The 22466-nt window shown below is 71.3% G+C and carries 19 protein-coding genes; 10 read left to right on the top strand and 9 right to left on the bottom strand.

Annotated features, from left to right (window positions below; genetic code table 11):
• Positions 1-77: 77 nt before the first annotated feature.
• The 4 genes from PUT80_RS25785 to PUT80_RS25770 all read left to right on the top strand — a co-directional run bounded on the left by PUT80_RS25785 (position 78) and on the right by PUT80_RS25770 (position 4415).
• On the top strand, positions 78-1445 hold the full coding sequence (locus PUT80_RS25785) for a DUF5685 family protein (protein WP_275293758.1): 1368 nt from the start codon (positions 78-80) through the stop codon (positions 1443-1445).
• Between the two features lie 112 nt (positions 1446-1557).
• The gene (gene uvrB / locus PUT80_RS25780; protein ID WP_167754127.1) at positions 1558-3717 is read left to right on the top strand and encodes an excinuclease ABC subunit UvrB; all 2160 of its coding nucleotides are present in this window, start codon (positions 1558-1560) and stop codon (positions 3715-3717) included.
• A gap of 27 nt (positions 3718-3744) precedes the next feature.
• Complete coding sequence (locus PUT80_RS25775; protein ID WP_037818117.1) at positions 3745-4017, top strand: type II toxin-antitoxin system VapB family antitoxin; 273 nt, start codon at positions 3745-3747, stop codon at positions 4015-4017.
• A gap of 20 nt (positions 4018-4037) precedes the next feature.
• Positions 4038-4415: a type II toxin-antitoxin system VapC family toxin gene (locus tag PUT80_RS25770; RefSeq protein ID WP_275293757.1), complete on the top strand. Its 378-nt coding sequence runs from the start codon at positions 4038-4040 to the stop codon at positions 4413-4415.
• 182 nt (positions 4416-4597) lie between these two features.
• Here PUT80_RS25770 and PUT80_RS25765 read toward each other — a convergent pair whose 3' ends face one another.
• From PUT80_RS25765 to PUT80_RS25755, 3 genes are read right to left on the bottom strand one after another with little or no spacing between them, the layout of a single operon-like run.
• Positions 4598-5374 carry an enoyl-CoA hydratase/isomerase family protein gene (locus PUT80_RS25765; RefSeq protein ID WP_275293756.1) on the bottom strand — a complete coding sequence of 259 codons (777 nt, stop codon included), beginning with the start codon at positions 5372-5374 and terminating at the stop codon, positions 4598-4600.
• A 4-nt stretch (positions 5375-5378) separates the two neighbouring features.
• Complete coding sequence (locus tag PUT80_RS25760) at positions 5379-6317, bottom strand: ABC transporter permease subunit (protein ID WP_134729128.1); 939 nt, start codon at positions 6315-6317, stop codon at positions 5379-5381.
• On the bottom strand, positions 6314-9181 hold the full coding sequence (locus tag PUT80_RS25755; RefSeq protein WP_275293755.1) for an alpha/beta fold hydrolase: 2868 nt from the start codon (positions 9179-9181) through the stop codon (positions 6314-6316). The genes PUT80_RS25760 and PUT80_RS25755 overlap by 4 nt, the downstream gene beginning before the upstream one ends.
• A 463-nt stretch (positions 9182-9644) precedes the next feature.
• On the opposite strand from PUT80_RS25755, the gene PUT80_RS25750 reads away from it, so the two are divergent.
• Positions 9645-10610 carry a TerC family protein gene (locus PUT80_RS25750; protein ID WP_037818122.1) on the top strand — a complete coding sequence of 322 codons (966 nt, stop codon included), beginning with the start codon at positions 9645-9647 and terminating at the stop codon, positions 10608-10610.
• Positions 10611-10648: 38 nt separating this feature from the next.
• Entirely contained in the window at positions 10649-12577 is a 1929-nt protein-coding gene (locus tag PUT80_RS25745; RefSeq protein WP_275293754.1) for a S9 family peptidase, read from the top strand.
• On the opposite strand, the gene PUT80_RS25740 is transcribed toward PUT80_RS25745, so the two are convergent.
• From PUT80_RS25740 to PUT80_RS25730, 3 genes are all read right to left on the bottom strand, one after another.
• On the bottom strand, positions 12570-13226 hold the full coding sequence (locus PUT80_RS25740; protein ID WP_275293753.1) for an RES family NAD+ phosphorylase: 657 nt from the start codon (positions 13224-13226) through the stop codon (positions 12570-12572). The genes PUT80_RS25745 and PUT80_RS25740 overlap by 8 nt on opposite strands.
• Positions 13227-13315: 89 nt before the next feature.
• The gene (locus PUT80_RS25735) at positions 13316-13897 is read right to left on the bottom strand and encodes a hypothetical protein (protein WP_037818127.1); all 582 of its coding nucleotides are present in this window, start codon (positions 13895-13897) and stop codon (positions 13316-13318) included.
• Between the two features lie 532 nt (positions 13898-14429).
• A complete protein-coding gene (locus PUT80_RS25730; RefSeq protein ID WP_134667988.1) occupies positions 14430-15407 on the bottom strand; it encodes a LacI family DNA-binding transcriptional regulator in 978 nt (325 codons plus the stop codon).
• Positions 15408-15499: 92 nt separating this feature from the next.
• On the opposite strand from PUT80_RS25730, the gene PUT80_RS25725 reads away from it, so the two are divergent.
• Positions 15500-16978, top strand: coding sequence for an FGGY family carbohydrate kinase (locus tag PUT80_RS25725; protein WP_275293752.1), 1479 nt, complete (start codon positions 15500-15502; stop codon positions 16976-16978).
• Here the strand turns inward: PUT80_RS25725 and PUT80_RS25720 are convergent.
• A complete protein-coding gene (locus PUT80_RS25720; protein ID WP_275293751.1) occupies positions 16923-17750 on the bottom strand; it encodes a helix-turn-helix domain-containing protein in 828 nt (275 codons plus the stop codon). The two genes, PUT80_RS25725 and PUT80_RS25720, sit on opposite strands and share 56 nt — an antisense overlap.
• Positions 17751-17789: 39 nt before the next feature.
• Between PUT80_RS25720 and PUT80_RS25715 the strand changes: the two genes are divergently transcribed.
• From PUT80_RS25715 to PUT80_RS25705, 3 genes are all read left to right on the top strand, one after another.
• On the top strand, positions 17790-18188 hold the full coding sequence (locus PUT80_RS25715) for an NUDIX domain-containing protein (RefSeq protein WP_037818130.1): 399 nt from the start codon (positions 17790-17792) through the stop codon (positions 18186-18188).
• Between the two features lie 198 nt (positions 18189-18386).
• The gene (locus PUT80_RS25710; RefSeq protein WP_043828531.1) at positions 18387-18866 is read left to right on the top strand and encodes an MmpS family transport accessory protein; all 480 of its coding nucleotides are present in this window, start codon (positions 18387-18389) and stop codon (positions 18864-18866) included.
• 265 nt (positions 18867-19131) lie between these two features.
• Positions 19132-19902, top strand: a complete 771-nt coding sequence (locus PUT80_RS25705; protein ID WP_275293750.1) for an ABC transporter permease — start codon at positions 19132-19134, stop codon at positions 19900-19902.
• Here PUT80_RS25705 and PUT80_RS25700 read toward each other — a convergent pair.
• Both PUT80_RS25700 and PUT80_RS25695 read right to left on the bottom strand, forming a co-directional pair.
• A complete protein-coding gene (locus PUT80_RS25700; RefSeq protein ID WP_275293749.1) occupies positions 19878-20564 on the bottom strand; it encodes a histidine phosphatase family protein in 687 nt (228 codons plus the stop codon). The genes PUT80_RS25705 and PUT80_RS25700 overlap by 25 nt on opposite strands.
• A gap of 22 nt (positions 20565-20586) precedes the next feature.
• On the bottom strand, positions 20587-22464 hold the full coding sequence (locus tag PUT80_RS25695; protein ID WP_275293748.1) for a Na+/H+ antiporter: 1878 nt from the start codon (positions 22462-22464) through the stop codon (positions 20587-20589).
• Positions 22465-22466: the final 2 nt, after the last annotated feature.

The following is a 22466-nucleotide window of genomic DNA, read 5'->3' as shown; positions in this document are numbered from 1 at the left end:
GCCGGAAACTTCCGCCGGAAGCCCGGCCGGCGGGCTAAAGTTCGCGGGTCATTCGGTTCTCCTGGGGGGACGCGCACTTGTTCGGGATCATCAGACCCTGCCGGCACCGGCTGGCCGACCGGCTGCACGCGGACTGGATGGCACACCTGTGCGGCCTCTGCCTCGCGCTGCGCGACCAGCACGGGCAGTTCGCCCGCGTCGTGACGAACTACGACGCGCTGATCGTGTCGGCGCTGGTCGAGGCGCAGACGCCGAGCGGACCCCGGCGGGCCGCGGGACCGTGCCCGCTGCGGTCGATGCGCCCGGCGTCGGTCGCGGTCGGCGACGGAGCCCGGCTCGCCGCGGCGGTGTCGCTGGTCCTGGCCTCGGCGAAGGTGGACGACCACGTCGCCGACCGGGACGGCGCTTTCGCCCGGCACCCGGTCGCCGGTGCGGCACGGCTCGTCGCCCGACGCTGGGCCGCGCAGGGCGGCCGGACCGGTGCGGACATCGGCTTCGACACAGCGGTCCTGACCGAAGCGGTCGGCCGCCAGGGAGAGCTGGAACGCGCGATTCGCGCCGGGGATTCGCCGTTGCTGGCGACCGAACCGGCTGAGCTGGCTTCGTCCGCGGCGTTCGCGCAGACCGCGGTGATCGCCGGACGCCCGGGCAACCGCGCACCGCTCGCCGAGGCCGGACGGCTCTTCGGCCGGGTGGCCCACCTGCTCGACGCGGTGGAGGACCTGGCCGCGGATGCCGCGTCTGGGTCCTGGAATCCGTTGCTGGCCACGGGAACCGCGCTGGACGAGGCCCACCGGCTGTGCTCGGACGCGGTGCTCGGGGTCGAGCTGGCGTTGCGCGAGGCCGAGTTCACCGATTCGGCGCTGGTGCACGCGTTGCTGGTGCACGAGCTGCGGCAGGCGGTGCGGCGGGCGTTCGGGCATCACCACCTGCACGGCCAGCAGCCGCCGCCCGGGTGGATCGGGCCGGGGCCGACGCCGCAGCAGTCGCCGTACGGGCCGGGGCCCGGGCAGCCGGGGATGCCCGCGTCGTGGCCGCCGCCGGGGACGCCCGCGTACGGGCCGCCGCCGGGCTACGGCACTCCGGTGCCGGGGTACGGACCTGCGGGCATGCCCGGATCCGGCGGTCCTCCCGGCCCTGGCGGGCCGGGTGGTCCAGGTGGGCCCGGTGGTCCGGACGGTCCCGAGCCGCCGGAAGGCGGGGATTCGCTGGACGGCAAGGGCGGCGGCTGCTGGGTGCCGAAGTTCGCCGTCCCGCCGAAACGCCGGAACTTCTTCGCGGGCTGCGCGATCGCGACGTACATGTGCTGCTCCTGCCAGTTCTGCTGCCGCGACCCGTACCCGGGCCCCTGGAGCGGCGAACCGAACAGCGGCAGCTGCGACTGCTGCGATTGCGGCGGATGCGACTGCGATTGCTGCGGCGGGTGCGACTGCTGCAGCTGCTGAGCCGTCCGCGGGGTCCCCGCACCGCCGTCCGGGGAGCCCGCGAGGACGGCAGATCCCCAGCTCAGCGGGGCCGTCGCGGAAATTGTCGGTGGCCCGGCCTACCCTGGTTCCCGTGGCTTTCGCAACCGAACACCCCGTCCTCGCCCAGTCCGACTTCCGCCCCGTCTCCGAGGTGCCCCGTGCCGGCGGCCGGTTCGAGGTCGTCAGCGAGTACCAGCCCGCGGGCGACCAGCCCGCGGCCATCGACGATCTCGAACGCCGGATCAAGGCGGGCGAGAAAGACGTCGTGCTGCTGGGCGCCACCGGCACCGGCAAATCGGCCACCACCGCGTGGCTGATCGAACGCGTCCAGCGGCCCACCCTGGTGATGGCGCCGAACAAGACGCTGGCCGCGCAGCTGGCCAACGAGCTGCGCGAGCTGTTCCCGCACAACGCGGTCGAATACTTCGTCAGCTACTACGACTACTACCAGCCCGAGGCGTACATCGCGCAGACGGACACGTACATCGAGAAGGACTCGTCGATCAACGACGACGTCGAGCGGCTGCGCCACTCCGCCACGATGAACCTGCTCTCGCGCCGCGACGTCATCGTGGTCGCGTCGGTGTCCTGCATCTACGGCCTCGGCACGCCGCAGTCGTACCTCGACCGGTCCACGAAGCTGGAGGTCGGCGGCACGGTGGAGCGCGACGTGCTGCTGCGCGCGCTGGTCGACGTGCAGTACTCGCGCAACGACATCGCCTTCGCGCGCGGCACGTTCCGCGTCCGCGGCGACACGGTGGAGATCATCCCGGCGTACGAGGAGCTGGCGATCCGCGTCGAGTTCTTCGGCGACGAGATCGACAAGCTGTACTACCTGCACCCGCTCACCGGCGACATCGTGCGCGAGGTCGACGAGGTCCGGATCTTCCCGGCCACGCACTACGTCGCCGGGCCGGAGCGGATGGAGAAGGCGATCCGCGGCATCGAGGCCGAACTCGAGGAGCGGCTGGCCGAGCTGGAGAAGCAGGGCAAGCTGCTGGAGGCCCAGCGGCTGCGCATGCGCACCGCCTACGACATCGAGATGATGCGCCAGGTCGGCTTCTGCTCCGGCATCGAGAACTACTCGCGGCACATCGACGGCCGCGGCGCGGGGTCCGCGCCCGCCACGCTGATCGACTACTTCCCGGAAGACTTCCTGCTGGTCATCGACGAATCGCACCAGACGGTGCCGCAGATCGGCGGCATGTACGAGGGCGACATGAGCCGCAAGCGCAACCTCGTCGACTACGGGTTCCGGCTGCCCAGCGCGGTCGACAACCGGCCGCTCACCTGGGAGGAGTTCTCCGACCGGATCGGGCAGACGGTGTACCTGTCGGCGACGCCGGGCCCGTACGAGATGGGGCAGACCGGCGGCGAGTTCGTCGAGCAGGTCATCCGGCCCACCGGCCTGGTCGACCCGAAGGTGGTCGTGAAGCCCACCGAGGGGCAGATCGACGACCTGGTGCACGAGATCCGCGAGCGCGCGGACAAGGACGAGCGCGTCCTGGTCACCACGCTCACCAAGAAGATGGCCGAGGACCTCACGGACTACCTGCTGGAGCTGGGCATCCGCGTCCGGTACCTGCACTCGGAGGTCGACACGCTGCGCCGGGTCGAGCTGCTGCGCCAGCTGCGCGCGGGCGACTACGACGTCCTGGTCGGCATCAACCTGCTGCGCGAGGGCCTCGACCTGCCCGAGGTGTCGCTGGTCGCGATCCTCGACGCGGACAAGGAAGGCTTCCTGCGCAGCGGAACCTCGCTGATCCAGACCATCGGCCGCGCGGCGCGGAACGTGTCCGGCGAGGTCCACATGTACGCGGACAAGATCACCGACTCGATGAAGTACGCGATCGACGAGACCGACCGCCGCCGCGCCAAGCAGGTCGCCTACAACGAGGAACGCGGCCTCGACCCGCAGCCGCTGCGCAAGAAGATCGCCGACATCCTCGACCGCGTCTACACCGAAGCGGAAGACTCCGACGAGGCGGTCGCGGTAGGCGGTTCGGGCCGCAACGCCTCGCGCGGCAAGAAGCCGGAACAGGGCGACCGCGTCCGCAGCTCGGGCATGCTCACCGACAAGAACGTGGGGTCGATGCCGCGTGCCGAACTGGCCGACCTGATCCAGCAGATGACCGACCAGATGATGCAGGCCGCCCGCGACCTGCAGTTCGAACTGGCCGCCCGGCTGCGCGACGAGGTCGCCGACCTGAAGAAGGAACTGCGGGGGATGGACGCGGCCGGAATCAAGTAATTACACCGTTTCCGGTACCATTACACCATGGCGATGAACATCAAGGATCCGGAAACGGAGCGCCTGGCCGCGGAGGTGGCCGAGCTGACCGGCACCACCAAAACCGGCGCGGTCCGCGAGTCTCTTCAGCTGCGCCGGGACCAGCTGCGCAAACACGAGGACGCCGAACAGCGGCTGAAGCGGCTGCGCCGGATGCTCGAAGAGGAGATCTGGCCGCTCATCCCGCCCGAGGAGCTGGGCAAGCCGCTCTCCAAGGAGGAGGAAGAAGACATTCTCGGATTCGGGCCGGAGGGCGTGTGATCGTCGACAGCTCCGCGATCGTGGCGATTCTCCTGCGCGAGCCGGGCCACGAGCGCCTCGAAGAACGCCTCGCCGAGGCGACCGCGCCGAGAATCGGCGCGCCGACCTTGGTGGAGGTGGGCGTCGTCTTGACGGTGCGGCTCGGTTCCCGGGGAAGGCTGGCCCTGGCCAGGTTCATGCAGGAGAACCACATCGCGGTGGTCCCTTTCACTGAGGAACACAGCGAGATCGCCACCGACGCCTTCGGCCAGTTCGGGAAGGGACGCCATCCGGCAAAGCTGAATCTCGGCGACTGCTACAGCTACGCCACCGCCAAGCTTGCCGGAGAACCGCTGCTCTGCATCGGCGACGATTTCCCGCAGACCGACCTGGAGCTGGTCAAGCTAGAGGAGAACTGACGGCGATCAGCCGGGCGGGCCCCCCAGCCGGGGGTGCGCTCCTAGCTGAGGCACCCCCGGTTCCCGGACCCTCGTATCGACTTTCACAGAAACATGCGCCCGAAGCAATGGGTTCGAGGGCAGAGCCGAGGCAAGAGAGTCTCCTGTCCGCGGTCGGCGCCGGCGAACGACGGCCGCAAGGGTCAGTGCTTCAGCACCTTCTCCACGTACGCCTTCACCGCCGCGAGTGCCGGTTCGGACCGCCACAAACGCTCTACCTGCGCGTCGTCGGACACGCGGTTCTCCGCGATCCGCTGGTGGTACGGCTGCCGCAGCTGCTGCTTCGTGTGCGCGAAGGCCTCCGCGGGCAGTTCGCCGAGCCGGGCGGCTAGTTCGCGTGCCCGGGTGAGCACCTCGTCGGCGGGCACGATCTCGTCGACCAGGCCGCGGGGGAGCGCGTCCGCCATGGTGACCGTCGCGCCGCTGTAGATCAGCGACGGCAGTGGCGTCGTGCCGTACGTGCAGCGCAGGATTTCCAGCGCCGACAACGGGAACGGCACGCCCACCAGCAGCTCCGTCACGCCGATGCGGCCGGGGCCGTCCGCGGCGATCCGGTGGTCGCACGCCGCCGCCAGGACCATGCCGCCCGCGATCGCGTGGCCGTTCACCGCCGCCACCACCGGGCGCGGGAAGCCGAACACGGCCAGGAACGCGTCCGACAGCGCGGGCAGGAAATCGCCGACGTAGCGCGTGCCGCCCTCGTCGATCGCGAGCAGGTCCACTCCGGCGGAGAACATGTCGCCCGCACCGGTGAGCACGACCGCGCGCGCCCCGGCAGCTTCGGCCTCTTCGAGTCTGATCACCAGTTCTTTGCAGGTGGCGGTGTCGAGGGTGTTGCCGCGCCCGTGTTCGAGGGTCACGAGTGCGACGCCGGCGTCGAGTTCCAGGTGGATCGTCACGCGCCGAACCGTACCGGACATCCGCCTAGCTGGTGACGTCCTTCCGCGCGAACCGGCGGCCCGCCAGCAGCAGGAACACCGTCGTGTAGATGACCGACGACAGCACCCCGCTGGCCAGGTTCGTCCAGTCGATGTCGGTGGAGATCAGGTCGATCCAGGCGAACGAATAATGCGTCGGCAGATAGTTCCGAAGACCCTCCAAAGCGGTGATCTGGTCGAGGATCTGGGACAGGATTGCCACCAGCACGGTCCCGCCGACCGCGCCCAGCGGGGCCTCCGTCGACACGCTCAGCAGCAGCGCGAGCCCGGCGACCCAGGCCAGCTGCACCACGATGTACACAGTGGACATCAGCAGCGCCAGCAGGCTGTCGCCGAAACTGACCGCGTCGCCGGTGGGGCTGATCGCGTCGCCCGCGCCGTACCAGATGATGCCGACCAGCAGCGAAACCACCGGCAGCAGCACCAGCGCGGCGATGGACAGCAGCCCGGACACCGCGGCCTTCTGCCGCAGCAGCCGCTGCCGCGGCACCGGGATCGCCAGCAGGTACTTCAGGCTCGACCACGACGATTCGCTCGCGATCGTGTCGCCGAAGAACAACGCGACGATCATCGGCAGCAGGAACGTGCCGGACACGAAGAACGCGAGCACCACGAAGTTCGGCGCGCTCGCCGTCGCGAGGTCCACGAATCCGCCGGTGCGGCGGTTCGGATTCGCCTGCCCGATCTGGAACGCCACCACGAGGATGAACGGCAGCACCGCGACGAACGCCAGCACCAGCTGGGTCCGCCTGCGGCGCAGCTGCCGTTTCAGCTCCACGCCGAGCCGCAGCGTCCGGTCGGCCCGGTAGCCCGCGACCGCGCCGTCCGGGCCGACCTCGGCCGGTTCCGCGGTGGCCAGGTCGCTCAGTTCCTGCAGTGCGGCCGGGTCGGTGTGCACTCCGCCGGAACCGTTGCCCTCGCTCATGAATCCTCTCCCACCAGCTGCAGGAACGCGTCTTCGAGCCGGCGGCGCGGCCCGGCCTGCTCGACCGCGACCCCGGCGCGCACGAGCGCCGCGACCGCCTCGGCGCGCGGCATCCCGTCGAGGTTCGCGTGCACCAGATCGCCTTCGGTCTCGATGTCGGACACCCCGCCGATGCTCTTGAGCGTCGCCGCGGCCGCCGCCGAGTCGTCGACCCGGAACGTGGCCTCGCCGCTCGAGGCCGCCAGCTCGCCGACCTCGCCCGAGGCCACGAGCCTCCCGCGGTGCATGACCACCACGTGCGAACACGTCTGCTCGACCTCGGCCAGGAGATGGCTCGAGACGACGACGGTGCGCCCGGTGGCGGCGTAGCGCTGCAGGACTTCGCGCATCTGGTGGATCTGCGGCGGGTCGAGCCCGTTGGTCGGCTCGTCGAGCACCATCAGCTCCGGCAGCCCGAGCATCGCCTGCGCGATCGCGAGCCGCTGCCGCATGCCCTGGCTGTAGGTCTTCACCCGCCGGTGCACCGCGTCGCCGAGCCCGGCGATCTCCAGCGCCTCGGTGAAATGCGCCTTCTCGGCAGGCCGCCCGGTCGCAGCCCAGTACAGCTCCAGGTTCGCCTTGCCGGACAGGTGCGGCAGGAATCCCGAGCCCTCGACGAACGACCCGATCCGCGACAACACCGGCGCGCCCGGCGCGATCCGGTGGCCGAACACGCGGATCTCGCCCGCGGTCGGCGTGATCAGGCCCATCAGCATCCGCAGCGTGGTCGTCTTGCCCGCGCCGTTCGGCCCGAGCAGCCCGAGCACCTGGCCCGGTTCGACGCGGAACGACAGGTCCGCCACCGCGGTGAACCCGCCCGCGTACTGCTTGCGCAGCCCCTTGATCACCAGCGGAGTGTCCGCGAGCTCCGGGTCGACGTCGTGCGCCCGGCGGCGGCGGATCGCCGCGACCGCGACGAGCGCGATCGCGACCAGCAGCGTCGCGCCGATGCCGATCAGCTGCCCGACCGGCAGGGGAGCGCCGACCGAAGCGCCGGGCACCACCGGGACGGCGAGCGCCGCGCCCGGCGCGAGCCCGACCCGGAACACTCCCGGCTGCGCCGGCACCGAGTACGCCTGGTCCGTCGTGCCCACCACGAGCCGCAGCGAATGCCCGGAGTCGATCGGCCGCACGACGCCCGGCAGCGTCACCGTGACGTCGACCGGCGTGCCGTCCGCGGGCAGCCCGGTGACCCGGAACGGCGCGACCGCGTTCGCGGGCAGCACGCGGGTGCCGTCCTGGCCGACGTCGTACAGCTTCGCGAACAGCACCGCCTCCGGCTGCGGATGCGCCGGGTCGGTCGCGACCTGCAGCCGGACGGTGCTCGAACCGGACAGCAACACCTGGCTGTCGAACGGCGCGGTGCCGAACTGCGCGGCTTGGCCCGGCGGGTCGCTGCTGAACAGCGGAGCCAGCCGGGAGGTGCCTGCCGCGAGTCCGTTGAGCCCCGGAATCCCGCTCACCGCAGCCGGATTCGCGCCTGCGGGCCGGACAATCGGCTGCGCCGGTCCGGTGAGCGCCACCTGCTTCCGCTCGGTTCCCGCGCCGCTGAGGCCCGGGTACGCGGCGGCGTTGACCGTGCGCACCGACGGGGTTCCGTTGGCGCGCAACGTGCCCTGGACGTCGTAGCTGAATCCGTGGCCGGGGTCGCCCTGACCGGTGAGCGACGACCACAGGAAGTCGCCGATCTTCGCGCGCAGCTGCGGTCCGGGGACCCCGCCGTCGTGCCCGCCGGTGTACCAGATCGTGCGGACTGATCCGCCCGCCGCGGTGATCTGCCGCGCGGTGGCGTCGGATTGGTCGAGCCCGAAGAGCGTGTCGCTCTCGCCCTGGACGAGCAGCGTCGGCGCGGTGATCTTGCCGGTGACCGACGAGGGGGAGACGCGGTGCAGCAGCGCGACCGTCTCCGGGCTGGCCTTGCCGGTGGTCGCGAGTTCCGCGTACGCCTTGCACACCGCCGCGGTGAACCGGCCGCACGGATCCGCGGACGGCCGCTCGGCTCGGGCACCAGCCGGTGGCGCGGCGGCTTGTGGCGCGGTGCCGCCGCTGTTGCCCGCGGTGCTGCCGTTGTCGTTGGTCTTCTGTCCCGCTTCCGGCGCTTCGGCGGACGGCGTGCTCGCCGCGGCCGCGCCCGAACCGGCGGAGAAGAAGATGCCCGCCCAGCTCTTCTTGAAGACGCCGTCCGGAGAGAACGCGCCGGCTGCCGGAGTCTTCGCCGACGGAGCAGTCGCCGCCGCGGCGTTCGGCACGAGGGCCTGGCCGAGGTCGTTGTAGGTGATCACCGGCGCGAGCGCGCGCACCCGGTGGTCGGTCCCGGCGAGCAGCAGCGACAGCGAACCGCCGTACGACGCCCCGGTCACGCCGATCTCGGGCGCGCCGTCGGAGCCGGTCGCCACGTCGTGGCTCGCGGCCAGCCGGTCGACCAGCCTGCGCGCGTCGGCGACCTCGCCGTCGGGGTCGTTGAGCCCGATTTTGCCGGTGCTGTGCCCGAATCCGCGCGCGGACCAGGTGAGCACCACGAACCCGCGCTGCGCCAGTTCGCGCGCCTGCGGGTCCACACTGGACTTGTCGCCGCCGAAGCCGTGCGCGAGCAGCACGGCGGGGGCGGGCGTGTGTTCGGGGTAATAGGTGGTGGTGTCGATCCGCACCTGGTCGGGGGAACCCGGCGCGGCCGGCATCGAGAGGAAGGCGTCCTGGGTGCGGACCGGCGCGGGACCGCGGTCGCGAGTCGCCCAGACAGTCACCGCGGCAGCGGCGACCAGCACCACGGCGGCGACGGCAGCGAGCCGGGAGCCGCGGGTGCGGGGAAGCGGGATTCGGGGCACGACGCGACGTTATGACGATTTTGCTGAGAACGGGGACGCGGCCTCACACGGATCAAACACAGTTCACCCTCTTGGTGTCGTGGAGCGGGCCGAAGACCACTGCGCGCGAGGGTCCCGGAGGACGCTGGGCTCGTGAGTGGCAATCCCGGTTCTAACCGGCATTGCCACTCACGAGCCCCACTGTGCGAAGAGTGTCCGGATCCGGCCGGTTCGCCTGTCCGATGCCCGGAGTGATGAAGAAAACACGGCCGGTCCGGTGATGTGGGCAACCCCGGCTGGCGTTCGCAGCCCGTAACCGGCAGACTGAACGCGCTGTGAGGGGAGTATTCCTTCGCGGCGGTGTCGTCAGCACGGTGCACCCGGCGAGTCATTCGCCGAGGTCCCCGGCACCGTCGGCCGGTTTCGCGCCGGCGGGAGAGACCTCCGGTTAGTTGCTGCTGCGCACTATCCGGAGGTTTCAGAGATGACTGTCCCCCTGTGGCTGTGGTTCGCGACAGTCGGCGGGCTGCTCGCGCTGATCGCCATCGACCTGGTGATCGTCGACCACAAGCCGCACGAGGTGACCACCGGCGAGGCCGCTCGCTGGGTGATCTTCTACATCGCCTGCGCCGTCCTGTTCGGAGCGGGCATCTGGTTCTTCGCCGGGCACGACCCCGGCGTCCAGTTCTTCACCGGGTACATCACCGAGTACTCGCTGAGCGTGGACAACCTGTTCATCTTCATGATCATCATGACCTCGTTCAAGGTGCCCGCGATCCACCAGCACCGCGTGCTGCTCGTCGGGATCCTGCTCGCGCTGGGCATGCGGAGCGTGTTCATCGCGGTCGGCGCGGCGCTGATCAACCAGTTCGTGTGGGTGTTCTTCGTCTTCGGCGCGGTGCTCGTCTGGACCGCGATCAGCATGCTGCGCGGCAACGGCGACGAGGAGGAGTACCACGAGAACGCGCTCACCCGCTGGGTGCGCAAGCTCTACCCGGTCACCGACGACTACCGCGGCCACAAGTACCTGGTGAAGGAAGACGGCAAGCGGAAGATCACCCCGATGCTGCTGGTGATCGTCGCGATCGGCTCGGCCGACCTGCTGTTCGCGGTGGACTCCATCCCGGCGATCTTCGGGATCACCCAGGAGGCGTTCCTGGTCTTCACCGCCAACGCGTTCGCGCTGATGGGCCTGCGGCAGCTGTACTTCCTGCTCGGCGGGCTGGTCACGAAGCTCGTGTACCTCAGCTACGGCCTCGCGGTGATCCTCGCCTTCATCGGGGCGAAGCTCGTGATCCACGCGCTGCACGAGTACCACCTCGCGCCGGACTGGCTGGACATCAACAACTGGATGTCCCTCGGCGTGATCGTCGTGGTCCTCACCGTCACCACGGTGCTGAGCCTGGCGAAGGCCAAGCGCGACGAACGCCGGGCGGTAGAGGCGAAATAGGTCGTTTGCCTTGCTAAGGATCGGGTACGGTCGTCGGCATGCGTCCTGCCGACATCGAAGTCCTCGCCGTCCCCGGCCGTCCCGCGCTGCGCGGTGATCTCCTGCTCGCCGCGGTGAGCAGTCCCGACCTGGAAACCGATCAGTACCGCAGCGCGATCCGGCGGATCTCGCTGTCCGGAGGCGAATCGCCGTGGACGCAGGGTCCGCGCGATTCGTCGCCGGCCATCTCGCCGGACGGCCGGTGGGTCGCGTTCCTGCGCGCCGGCGACGGGAAGGGCGCGGAAGGCAGTCCGCAGGTGCACGTGATGCCCGTCGACGGCGGCGAATCGCGGAAGCTCACGTCGCTGCACCTCGGTGCGGACGCGCCGGTGTGGGCCCCGGATTCGCGCTGGCTCGCGTTCACCGCGCGGGAAGCCGAGCCGGGCCGCTACGGCACCGAGGACGCTGACGAGCGCACGCCGGAGCCCGCCGCCGAGGCGCCGCGGCTGATCACGCGGCTCGACTACCGCATCGACAACGTCGGCTTCCTGCGCGACCGGCCCAAGCGGCTGTACGTGCTCGACACCTTCGAAGAGGGCGAGCCGGAAGCGGTGACGCCGCGCGACTACAGCGTGAACCAGCCGGTCTGGACGCCGGACGGCGAGCGGGTGGTCGTGACCGTGCCGCACGACTTCGACCGGACGGAAACGCGCGAGCACGACCTCGTCGCGTTCCCGGTCGACGGTGGCGCCCCCGAGGTGCTGGCCGCCTGCGCCGGGTACGCCGACCAGCCGGTGTACGCGCCGGACGGCACGCTCTACTTCTTCGGCACGTCCCATGAAGACGGTGTCGTCGTCGCTTCCAACATCGGGCTGTACGCGGTCGTGCCGGACGGGAAACCGCGGCGGCTGACCGATGTGGAGACCGTCGACGTCGAGCCCGGCTCCGGCCCGGCGCTTCCGCTCGGCGACGAGGTCCTGGTCGCGGTGCGCAACCGCGGTGCGGTGGAACTGCGGGCGATCCCGACGGACGCCGACGGTGCGAAGCTCGACGACTTGCGTGTGCTGCACGCCGGGCACTCGGCGGTCCACGGATTCGCCGCGGACGGCGACACGGTTGTCGCGGTAGTGGCCGATTTGGACACTGCGGGCGAGCTGGTGGTGCTCGGCTCGGACGGTCCGCGCGTGCTCACCGATTACTCGAAGCCGTTGCGGGACAAGGGTCTTTGCGAGGTCGTGGAGCTCGAGACGACCGCGCCGGACGGCTACCCGGTGCACGGCTGGCTCGTCCTTCCCGACGGCGAGGGCCCGCACCCGGTGCTGCGCGTGGTGCACGGCGGGCCGTTCGCCCAGCAGGAATGGACGGTGTTCGACGAGGCGCAGGTGTACGCGTCGGCCGGGTTCGCGGTCGTGCTCGGCAACCCGCGCGGATCGGCCGGATACGGGCAGTCGCACGGTACTTCGGTCGTGCACAACATGGGCACCGTCGACGTCGACGACGTGCTCGCGCTGCTCGACAAGGCGCTGGAGCGGCCGGACCTCGACGCGTCGCGGACCGGGATCATGGGCGGTTCCTACGGCGGGTTCATGACGAGCTGGGTCGCCGCGAAGCACCCGGACCGGTTCCGCGCGGCGTGGAGCGAGCGCGCGGTGAACGCGTGGGATTCCTTCGCGGGCAGCTCCGACATCGGCTACTACTTCACCGAGGGCTACGTCGGCGCGGATCCCGACGAGCAGCGGCGCCGCAGCCCGCTCAGCTACGCCGCCGACGTGCGGATCCCGTTCGCCGTCGTGCATTCCGAGCAGGACTGGCGGTGCCCGCTGGAGCAGGCGCAGCGGCAGTTCGTGGCGCTGCGCCAGGCCGGCGTCGAGACGGAGTTCCTGCTGTTCCCCGGCGAGGGGCACGAGCTGACGCGCTCGGGCAAGCCGCGGCACCGGGTGCAGCGGTTCGAGGCGGTGCTGGCCTGGTGGGCCCGGCACCTCAGCTGAGCAGCGTGTAGTTCAGCTCCTCGCACACCCGCCCGAGCGGCACGTCGAGCCCCGGATGGTCCAGCGGAAGCAGGACGTCCGGGGCGATCGGCAGCGCCGCGCCCGCGGGCGGGTCCCACAGGCACAGCGAGGGCTTGCCCGCGTCCATCGACGAGCGGTACCAGAGCCCGTCGAGGTCCGGCATCGCGCCGCGGATCGCCCGCGCCCACGCCTGGGTGATCTTTTTCGGGCCGCTGGAGATCTCCTGCGACGCGCCGACCCGGGTGGGCCACAGCCCGGTGAGGTCGAGCAGCCGCAGCACGCGCGTCGGGCGCACCACGACCAGCCGCGGGCCGCGCGTCGTGCGGTCGACCGTCGAGGTCGTCTGGAACACCTCGGCGACGCTCGTGCGCACGGTGAGGCCGAAGTACAGCACGCCGTTGCCCGGGTCGGTGCCCGGACGGCCGCCGCGGCCGGGCTGCTGCTGGTCGAACCGGCCGTGCGGGAGCGGGCCGGTGTAGCGGAAGGTGTTCCACTGCTGCGGATGGTTGCCGTGCGCGGTGAAGATGCGGACCAGCCGGGTCTCGGGCTGCACCGAAACCACGTCGTGGCTGCGGTCCAGCCCCTTGACCAGAGCAGACCGCGCCGGAGGCGAGGGGAGCCGGGCCATGCGGGGGAGGTCGTCCGTCCTGTGTCGGGGCAGGGGGCGGGCCTGCGCCGCGGTGGGCGGGCGGCGCGCAGGCGGGGAAGGTCAGCGGGTCAGAACGGCGAGCCGAGCGTGGCGACGAGCCGGGCCACCTGCTCGGGGTCGCCGCCGGCGAGCAGCCACTGCCGCGGCGTGGCCGGCCGGTCGCTGATCACCAGGTCGGACTGCGGGGTGTTCATGAACGCGGCGACGACCAGCGCGGGCTGGTCCTCGGGGACGGCGCGCAGCACGGTTTCGAGGCCGGGCAGCACGCCCGCGCCGTTGAACTGCCACGCGGGCAGCCGCCAGCCCTGGTCCTTCCAGCCGGTGAGCCTGCCTTCCTTGAGGCGGTGCCGGATCCGGCTGTCGTCGACGTTCAGCATCTCGGCGGCCTGGCCGACCGAAAGCGCGGAATCGGCGAGCACGGCGTGCGCGGCGACGGTGCGCGCGCGGAAGTCCGGTTCGCCCTCGTCGCGCGGGCTCAGGTCGAGCCCCGCGTCGGTCAGCGCGGCGCGCTGGTCGGGGGAGAAGTAGTGCGAAGGGTCGGGGTTGGGCGGCGACAGCCTTCGGGCCGCGTCCTCCACGAGCGTGAGAAACTCGTTCGCGTCGGCTTTGAGGCCGGCTCTTGCGAGAACGTTCTCCAGCGCTATCGACATACGCTCAGCCTAGCGCGTGTGTGCGGGTTCGTGCGGTTTCTCGCCTTTTTGTGGGTGAATTCACCAAAGATCGACACGCATCGCACAGAAGTCAACACGATGGGTAGGCGAGTTCGGGCCAGTCTGCCCCGCACCGGGTGGCTTGTCCAGGCTTTCGAGTGCTTGACACTCCCGGACCGCCGATTTACGTTGCGAACGAGTAATCGGTTTCCCGCCCTCGGGTGCGGCCCGTGCTCCGCCGTCCGCGGCGGACGCTGGGGGGACAGGGGGTGGGGCGTGCCTGGCGGCTCGGCGGACCTCCGCCCGGCCGCCAGGCACGTCGTTTCCCCCGGATCGCGCTCTCGCCTCGGACGTCTGCGGCGGGTTTCGCCGGGTCTTCCCGGCTCGCCGGATCGTCCGCTGCCCTCGGACGTCTCGGACGCCGGTCCCATTCTCCGGCCTCCTGCGGCTTCTCGTGAACGGCAAGGCCGGTTCTCACCGGCATTGCCACGCACGAGGACCCGCCGGGTGCCGCCGTTGCGCGGGAGCCCGGTCAGCGGTGCGAGCTCTGCCGGTCGATCAGCTGCGCGTCCAGGGTCGTGGTGACCGGCTCGCGGGTGCTGTCGGCGATGCGGGCCAGCAGCAATTGCGCGGCGACCCGGCCGATCTCGTACGCGGGCTGCGCGACGACCGTCAGCGGCGGGTCGATGAGCGTGGTCCACGGGGCGTCGTCGAACGAGACGATGCCGATGTCGCGCCCGGCCCGCAGGCGCCGTTCCGCGAGCGCCTCCAGCACGCCGATCGCCATCGTGCTGTTGGCGACCAGCAGCGCGTCCGGCGGCTCCGGCTGGTCCAGCAGGTCCCCGGCGGCGTGGCGGGCGCCTTCCGCGCGGTATTCGGCGCGGCGGAAGACCGCGTTCTCCTCGCCGACCGCGTCGAGGTAGCCCGACAGCCGGTCGTCGGCGGTGCGCACGCCGGACGGCCCGGTCAGGCACGCCACCCGCCGGTAGCCGTTCGCGACGAGATGCCGGGCCGCCTGCCGGGCGGCGCGGCGGGTGTCGACGAGCACCTGGTCGCCGTCGGTGCCGGGCAGCGGCCGGTCGACCGCGACCACCGGGATGCCGAGCCGGCGCAGCCGCGTGACGCTCGTGGTCGGCCCGGTGGGGGAGAGCAGCACGCCCGCGACGCGTTCCTGCAGCGCGACGTCGAGGTACCGGCGCTCCTTGTCCTCGTTCTCGTCGGAATTGCAGAGCACGACGGAATACCCGGACACCTGCGCGAGATCCTCGACTCCGCGGGCGATCGAGGTGAAGAACGGGTTCTCGACGTCGGAGATGATCAGCGCGAGCACCGCGGTTTCCTGGCGGCGCAGGTTTCTCGCCAGTCCGTTCGGGTGATAGCCGAGCTCCTCGGCGGCCTCGAGCACCCGGGCGGCCAGCTCCGGGTCCACTGTGGACTTGCCGTTCAGGGTCCGCGACACCGTGGCGGTTGAGACGCCTGCCCTGGCGGCGACGTCGCTGATCGTGGCCACCGAGCCTCCTCGTCCTGGCTTCCTTGACACCCCGGTGACCGCAGAATACCGTCCCGGTAATCGTTTACCGTCCGATTGCCGGGGGTGCTGCGATGCAACCGGGCCCGTTGCTCGGCATCGACATCGGCACGTCCAGTTCGAAAGGCGTCCTCGTGGGTGCGGACGGCACTGTACTGGCGCGCGCCGCCCGCCCGCACAGCACCTCCCGCCCGCGCCCCGGCTGGTTCGAGCACGACGCCGACACCGTGTGGTGGGCCGGGTTCGCCGAGCTGGTGCGCGAATTGCTGGCCGGCGGCGAGAAACCCGCCGGGCTCGCGGTGAGCGGCATCGGCCCGGTCCTGCTGCCCGCGGACGCCGACGGCCGTCCGCTGCGCCCGGCGATTCTCTACGGCGTCGACACGCGGGCGGGTGCGGAAATCGCCGAGCTGACCGCCGAACTCGGCGAAGAGTCCATTGTGGAACGCTGCGGGAGCGCGCTCTCGAGCCAGGCGGTCGGCCCGAAGTGGCGGTGGCTGTACCGGCACGAATCCGACGTCGCCGCGCGGGCCCGGCAGTTCCTGATGGCGAGTTCGTACCTCGTGCAGCGGCTGACCGGCGAATACGTGCTCGACCACCATTCGGCGAGCCAGTGCGACCCGATGTACGACCTGCGCGCGGGCGGCTGGGCGGAGGACTGGTCCGCGCTCGTCGCGCCGGGGATCGACCTGCCGCGGCTCGCCTGGCCGACCGAGGTCGTCGGCACGGTCACCGCCGCGGCGGCCGCCGAGACCGGATTGCCGGCGGGATTGCCGGTCACCTGCGGCACGATCGACGCGTGGGCCGAGGCGACCAGCGCGGGGGTGCGCGACCCCGGCGACACGATGGTCATGTACGGGACCACGATGTTCCTCGTCCAGGCCGTCGCCGAGGCCCGTCCGGTGTCCGGGCTGTGGGCGACGCGCGGGGTTTTCCCGGGCAGCTTTTCGCTGGCGGCGGGGATGGCGACGTCCGGCGCGATCACCGACTGGCTGCGGGAACTCTTCGACGGAGATTTCGCCGAGCTGGTCGCTTCGGCCGGTCGGGTTCCGGCAGGCAGCCGCGGATTGCTGATGCTGCCGTACTTCGCGGGCGAGCGGACTCCGGTGCCGGATCCGTTGGCGCGCGGGCTGATCGCCGGGCTGACCACCTCGCACGGCCGGGCGGAGCTGTACCGCGCGGCGTTGGAGGGGACGGCTTACGGGGTGCGGCACAACCTTTCCGCGATGGGCGCTCCCGCGCGCCGGTTGGTGGCGGTCGGCGGCGGCACGCAAGGGCGGGTGTGGACCGGGATCGTCAGCGACGTGACCCGGACGCCGCAGCATCTTCCGACGGAAACTGTCGGCGCGTGCTTCGGGGACGCGTACCTGGCGGCGGTGGCGATCGGGCTGGAGCCGGATATCGAGGCGTGGAACCCGGTTGCCGAGGTGATCGAGCCGGATCCGGGCCGGGCGGACCGGTACGACGAGTTTTACGCGCATTACCGGGCGTTGTATCCGGCTACCGCGGAGACGGCGCATTTCCTTGCGCGCCAACAGGATTTGGCGGCGGAGTGAGTCGCCCGGCGAAGTAGGCTCCCGGGGTGAGGCCGGTAAGGGCGCGGCATTCGCGGGTGAGGTGCGGCTGATCGGAGTACCCGGCTGCGACGGCCAGCTCGGCGAGAGTCGCGGTGGCCGGTGCCAGTGCGATGGCTCGTTGCAGGCGCAGGATGCGCCGGTAGGTGGCCGGTCCATAGCCGACCGCGAGAGTGAAAAGCCGACGTGCCTGCCGTTCGCTTCGGCTCGGTTGAGCCGGAGACCAGTCAGAGTGGTCGGCGGCTTTCGATGAAGGTCGCATGCCTGGGTGCGTCGATTGCCCCGCGGCGGGTGCTTCTCCTTCGCCTTGGCCCAGAACCCCGGCAGACTCGGCGGCGAGTCGCGCCAGCATCCGCTCCACCACCGGATCCGCGGCAGCTGCCTGCTCCGTCGCGATGTCGGCCATCGCGTCGGCGAGGTCGCGGCCGCTGAGGATTTCGTCCGCGAGAGCCGCGCCGCGGCGGTTCCACAGGTCCGGCAGCGAGACGCGGCTGTCGCGCAGTTCGTCCGCGCCCACGCCGAGCATCGCGGCCGCCGCTCCCGGCCGGAAGCGCAGGCCGCGCAGCCGCGTGCCGGGCGGGAACACCGACGTCCACGCAGTCGTGTCCGGCCCGGCCACGAAAACCTGGCCGGCGCCGGCGACCAGGTCCACGCAGCCGTCCGGGACGATCCGCTTCGGGCCGGGCTCGGCCGACTCCCAGCGGCACCGCGCGAGGCGGCGCAGCGAGTGCGGCGGCGGGCTTTCCGAGTACACCCCGCGATCATCCCTCGCGGGTACGACAAAATGGCGCCCATGACCCCGATCGATGCCCTGGCCTGGGTCCACGTGCGGGACCGGCGGCTGTTGTCCGTCCGCACGACCGGCAAGGAAAAGTTCTATCTCCCCGGCGGCAAGCGCGAACCGGGGGAGGGCGACGTCGAGGGGCTGTGCCGGGAGATCCGCGAGGAACTGGGCGTCGCGCTCGACCCGCTCAGCTTCCGTTTCTTCGCGCTGCTCGACGAGCAGGCGGACGGATTCGCCGACGGCCGCCGCGTCCGGATGACCTGCTACACCGCCGACCACGCCGGCGAACCGGAGCCGTCGGCGGAGATCGCCGAGGCCGCCTGGCTGCGCGCCGCGGACGCCGCCGCCTGCCCGCCCGCCGGACAGCGCGTGCTGCGGATGCTGGCCGACGCCGGGCTCGTCGACTGATCACCCTGCGTCAACCGGGGGATGCGCGAGCGTCATCGGCATCGTGCGTGGTGATCGTGCTCGTACGCGCACGTCCCCTACCCCCATCAGGGTGAAATGGAGCTGATTTTCTCGGGTTGGCTAACGCCGTGTAACGGTCTGGCGAAGAACCAGACGTCGCACTCGCGGGAAGTGCGCTCGAGAAGAGAAGACCTCTCCATGGGTGTTCCTGGCGCGACCCGGCCCACGGCGGCCCGGGGGGAATCGGGCAGGCTGCGGCCGCTCGGAAGCGCGGTGGTCGTGGTCGGCGTCATCGCCGTCGCGGTCGCTGTCGCGTGGTACGTCATGCCGAAAGCGACCCCGGACCGGCCCGCACCGGCCGCGTCGGTGCCGTCGGTGACCGTCGAACCCGCGATCGTGCGCGAAGTGACCCGCACGGTCGTCTACGAACTGGCCGGCGAGGACGTCGCGCACAACCTCACCTACGTCGCGACCGGCGGCGACCTCGAACAACAGGCCGAGGTGCGGCTGCCCTGGTCGGTGACCGTGCAGCGGAAGGCTCCCGCCGAGCAGCCGGTGTTCAGCAGCCTGGTCGCGCAGAGCACCGGCGCGCTGCTGTGCCGGATCCGGGTGGACGGGCAGGTGGTCGCGGAGAAATCGGTGGCCGGGGAGGGGCGGCAGCTCAGCTGCAGCGCCTGACTCAGGCTGGAAGGCCGCGGGGGATCGGCAGAGCGGACCCCGCCCGCGTGCGGCACGCCGAGTTGTTCTCGCGGAAGCGTGTGACCAGGGCAGCTTGAAGCTCGCCGGGCCGCGCAGGTGGCAGAGCGAGCCCGTCCAATCGCCAGCACGCCAAGCTGTCCTCGCGAACCTCCGCCGCGCCCGCCCCGGGAAGCCCCGCAGCGTCGACGAGCGAAAGCGGCCCGCTTCACCGCCCCGAACCCGGCTCTGCGGCAGGATCACCTCCGTGAACGGTGCGATCGGATTCGGGCCCGCGCTGATCGCCGTGCTCGTGGTGCTGGCGCTCGCGGGCGCGGCGGTCGTCCGGTTCGGGCAGCTCGGGCAGGGGAGGGCGGTGCTCGTCGCGGCTGTCCGCGCAGTGGGGCAGCTCGCGCTCGTTTCGCTGGTCATCACGGTGATCCTGCGGTCGGGCTGGCTGACCGGCCTGTTCGTCCTCGCGATGTTCTCCATCGCCGCCGCGACGTCCGCCGGCCGGATCGGGGTGCCGCGGCGGATCGGGTGGGTCGCGCTTTCGCTGGCGTCCGGCGTGCTTCCGGTGCTGGCGCTCGTGCTCGGGTCGGGCGTCGTCCCGGCGAAGCCGATCGCGGTCGTGCCGGTCGCGGGGATCGTGATCGGCGGTTCGATGACCGCGACCTCGCAGGCGGCCCGCCGTGCGCTCGACGAACTCAAGCAACGCCACGGCGAGTACGAAGCCGCGCTGGCGCTGGGATTTCTGCCCCGGCACGCCGCGTTGGAGATCTGCCGTCCGTCGGCGGGGCACGCGTTGATCCCGGCGCTCGATCAGACCCGGACGGTCGGCCTGGTGACCCTGCCGGGCGCGTACGTCGGCGTCCTGCTGGGCGGGGCGAGCCCGCTCCAAGCCGGGACGACGCAGGTGCTGGTGCTCATCGGGCTGCTGGCCGCGGAGGCGATCGCGGTGCTGGTGACGGTACAGCTCGTCGCGGCGGGGTTCGTCCGCCGCGACGAGTCGGTTCAGCCGAGCGGGGCGGCCAAGTGAGACCGGTCGTTGAAGCCGCGGATCAGCCAGTTCTCGCCGTGCACCACGAGGTGCGAGATCGAGCCGTTGTCCGCGCCCAGGAACGCGAACCGCTCCAGCGCGCGGCTCGCCTGCGCGAACGCCTCGCCGATCACGCCGCCGTGGGTGAACACCGCGACCCGCTGGTCCGGGTGCGCCGCGGCGATGCGGGTGATGGCGGCCCGGATCCGGAGGCCGAACGCCTCGTCGGATTCCGCGCCGGGCAGGACGTCCCACCGCTGTTCTTCCCACAGCTTCCGCGCGAGCGGATGCCCCTCGGCGGTGTGCTTGCGGAACAGCCCGTTCTCCCATTCGCCGAGGTTGATCTCGCGCAGGTCCGGCTCGACGGCCGGGGTGAGGCCGAGCTTTTCCGCCAGCGGCGCGGCGGTCTGCGCGGTGCGCCGCAACGTGGTCACGTACAGCGCTTCGATGCGTTCTGAGGCCAGCCGCTCGCCTACGCGCGCGGCGTGGTCGCGGCCTTCCGGCGCGAGGTCCGGGTCGGCCTGCCCGTCGACGAGATCGAACGGCTCGCTGAGCCGTTGCGGCATCGATTCCCCGTGGCGCACCAGGAAAATCTCGGTGGCGCCCGAGGGCGGGCTGAAGCGGTGCTGGCGGTACTCGACTTCCTGTTCGGGCGTGCTCATGCCCCGACCCTAACCGGTCGGCTCACCCGAGTTGCTTGTCCACGAAGCACCACCGCCACGTCTCGCCCGGCTCGAAGCTGCGCATCACCGGGTGCAGGGTTTCGTGGAAGTGCTGCGAGGCGTGCTTGCCCGGCGACGAGTCGCAGCACGCGACGTGCCCGCACTTGAGGCACATCCGCAGGTGCACCCAGGTCATCCCGGCCTCGACGCATTCGGCGCAGGAATCCCGGGTGCTGGGCTCCTTGTCCGGCCATGCGTGGCTGAGGTGCTTGCAGGACCCGGCCGTGGCGGCGGGCGTGCTGAGTTCGCGTTCGGCCACCGGGGGTTCCTCCTCGTCGCGGTCGAGCATGGATTCTTCGATGTCGAGGCGAGCCAGCACGCGGCGCAGCACCGCGTCGTCGGCACTGCCCCGGTCCCGTGCCTTCAGGAACACGTCGCGTTCGGCTTCGAGCAGCTGGACGCGCAGTCGACGGTAGGCGTCGCTGGGGGTTTCCGCGAGAGTGCTCTGCCTGCCGAGCTGTTCCCACGCGGAGTCGGACCGGTCCTGCAACCGGTCGCGCAGCCGCTCGATCACCTCGGGCGGGTCTTCCGGGCGGCGCAGGTCCTCCAGCTTGGCGAGCGCGGCGCGGGTCATGTCGTGCAGCACGGCGGCTTCCTGCAGCGCGTCCTCCGCCGGGTCCGGCCGGGGCAGCCGCAGACGGCGGATCAGCGGCGGCAGCGTCATGCCCTGCACCGCGAGCGTCCCGGCCACCACGACGAACGCGGCCAGCACGAGCACCGCGCGCTGCGGAGTGTCCGCGGGCAGCACGAACGCGGCGGCGAGCGTGACCACGCCGCGCATTCCGGCCCACGCGATCACCGCGGAATAGCGCCACGGCCACACCTTGCCGCGTTCCAGGCCCAAGGTTTTCAGGAGCCGTTTCACCACGCCGATGCTGACCATCCAGAGCATCCGCGTGAGGATCGTCGCGGCGAGCACCGCGGCGCAGATCCCGGCGAGCTGCCACACCGACAGCCCGCTCTTGCCGACCTCGTGCAGGATGCCCCGCACCTGCAGGCCGATGAGCAGGAAGACCATGTTCTCCAGCAGGAACTGGACGGTCTCCCAGTTCAGCCTGCTGGCCAGCCGCGACGGCCCGGACTGGATCCGCGGCGTCTGGTGCCCCTGGATCAGCCCGGTGACGACCACCGCCAGCACGCCGGATCCGTGCACCGCCTCAGCGAGCAGGTACGCCGCGAAGGGAACCGCGAACGACAGCGCGGTGTCGGTGATCGTGTCTTCCAGCTTCGCGCGCACGTACGTCACGATCAGCCCGACGAGGAAGCCGACGACGATCCCGCCGACGGCCGCGAGGAGGAAGTCGAGACCGACCTGCCAGAGGCTGATCGCGCCGGCGATCGCCGCGATCGCGGTCCGCAGCGCGACGAGCGCGGCGGCGTCGTTGAAGAGGCTTTCGCCCTCCAGCAGCCGGACGAGCTTGCGCGGCATCCCGACCCGCCGGGCGACCACGCTCGCCGCCACCGCGTCCGGCGGCGCGACGACCGCGCCCAGCGCGATCCCGGCGGCCAGCGGCAATCCCGGCACGACCAGCCAGGCGACCAGCCCGACGCCGAACGCGGTGAACACCACCAGCCCGACCGACAGCAGCGCGATCGGCCCGCGCAGCTTGCGGAACGCGACGAGCGACGTCTGGATCGACGCGGAGTACAGCAGCGGCGGCAGCAGCCCGATGAGGACGATCTCCGGGTCCAGTTCGTACTGCGGCACCCCGGGGATGAACGACACCCCGACGCCGACCGCGACCAGGCACAGCGGAGCCGACCAGTCCATCCGGCGCGCGACGACGGTCACCAGGAGAACCGTCAGGACCAGCGCCACCAATTCCGCTGCGATTTCCACCG

Origin of the sequence: Amycolatopsis sp. La24, from assembly GCF_029087445.1 — a bacterium.
Taxonomy (GTDB): domain Bacteria; phylum Actinomycetota; class Actinomycetes; order Mycobacteriales; family Pseudonocardiaceae; genus Amycolatopsis; species Amycolatopsis nivea.
The sequence above is the reverse complement of the archived record's forward strand: the minus strand, read 5'-3'. Positions and strand labels throughout refer to the sequence as shown.